The 1,266-nt window shown below is 61.2% G+C and carries 2 protein-coding genes; one reads left to right on the top strand and one right to left on the bottom strand.

The annotated features are described in order from the left end of the window. Positions 1-16: 16 nt before the first annotated feature. Complete coding sequence (locus EN750_RS34850; RefSeq protein WP_127399313.1) at positions 17-496, bottom strand: MarR family transcriptional regulator; 480 nt, start codon at positions 494-496, stop codon at positions 17-19. A gap of 196 nt (positions 497-692) precedes the next feature. Here EN750_RS34850 and EN750_RS34855 point away from each other — a divergent pair. Further along, positions 693-1,266, top strand: a 574-nt coding sequence (locus tag EN750_RS34855) for a CDP-alcohol phosphatidyltransferase family protein (protein WP_145968217.1), incomplete at its 3' end; no start/stop codon positions are given.

Below are 1,266 nucleotides of genomic sequence, written 5' to 3' on the forward strand. Positions count from 1 at the left end.
ATCTTGGCTACCGCGTTCATGCTGCTGCGCCTTCTGTATTCTTCACTTTTTCAATGGACGGCGTCTCGTCGTCGGTCAGGTTGCGAACCATCGCCTCGAGCCCTTCGATGAGGACGCGACGGGCTTCCGGCTTCACGCCGACCAGCGATTCCTCATAGACTTCTCCGGCAATGCCCTTGATCACGGCGTAGGCATCGCTTGCCTTGGGCGTCAGGAAGATCATGCGGACGCGACGATCGGCGGCGTCGGACCGACGCTCGATCCAGCCTCCCTCTTCCATGCGGTCGACCAGGCGCGAAACGCTGATCGGCTCGATTTCGAGAAGTTCGGCCAGCCGCGCCTGCGCGACACCGTCTTCCTTGGCAACGCGGACCAGAAGCCGCCATTGCGCCGAAGAAAGCCCCAAGCCACTGGCCCTCGCCTCGAAGCGCTTGCGCATCAAGCGCTGCACGTCGTGGATCAAGAAACCCAATCTGTCGATGCCATCGGAAACCATGAGCGGGATATATAATAAGCGTGCTCACTATTCAAGACGCCGCGTTGCACGAGAAGCCGGCAAATGTGCATGACAGCTTTGCCGGACCAATCATGGTTATCGATTTGCAAACGCATGATGGCCGTAGCCCCCGCTACACTGGTCGCGTCTGGCATATTGATGTACAGCCGCTGAACAGGATCGGGGGATCAACGCAATGCCGACGCTTTACGCTCTCAAGCCGGCCTTCCAGGGCCGACTGCGGCCGCTGGTCAATCGGTTGGCGGCAATCGGGGTCACGGCAAACAGCATAACCATCCTGGCGGCCGCGATGTCGATAGCCGCCGGCGCGGCCATTGCGATCTGGCACGAATGGCGCTGGCTGCTGTTGCTTATCCCCTTGGTGATGTTCGTGCGCATGGCGTTGAATGCCGTGGACGGCATGCTGGCGCGCGAGCATGGCCAAGCCTCGACGCTTGGCATGTATCTAAACGAGTTGTGCGACGTCGTTTCAGACCTCGCGCTGATTCTCCCTTTTGCCGTCTTTCCCGAATTTGGCGCATGGGGCGTCGTCGCCTTCGCGATATCGGCCGTGCTGACCGAGTTCGCCGGCGTGCTCGGCATCGCTGCCAAGGTCGGGCGTAATTATGCCGGGCCGTTCGGCAAGAGCGACAGGGCGCTGGCGCTCGGCGTCGTCGCCACGCTGTGTGCCGCCGGGCTGTGGCCGGCATCGATAACGCCGTTTGTGTTTCCGGCCATGGCAACGCTTTCGCTGCTGACCGCCATAAACC

It is taken from the genome of Mesorhizobium sp. M7A.F.Ca.ET.027.03.2.1, from assembly GCF_003999175.1.
Lineage (GTDB): Bacteria > Pseudomonadota > Alphaproteobacteria > Rhizobiales > Rhizobiaceae > Mesorhizobium.

Excerpts from the sequence above, each read along its gene's own strand:
- EN750_RS34850 (WP_127399313.1), bottom strand. The coding sequence starts at position 496 with ATGGTTTCCGATGGCATCGACAGATTGGGTTTCTTGATCCACGACGTG.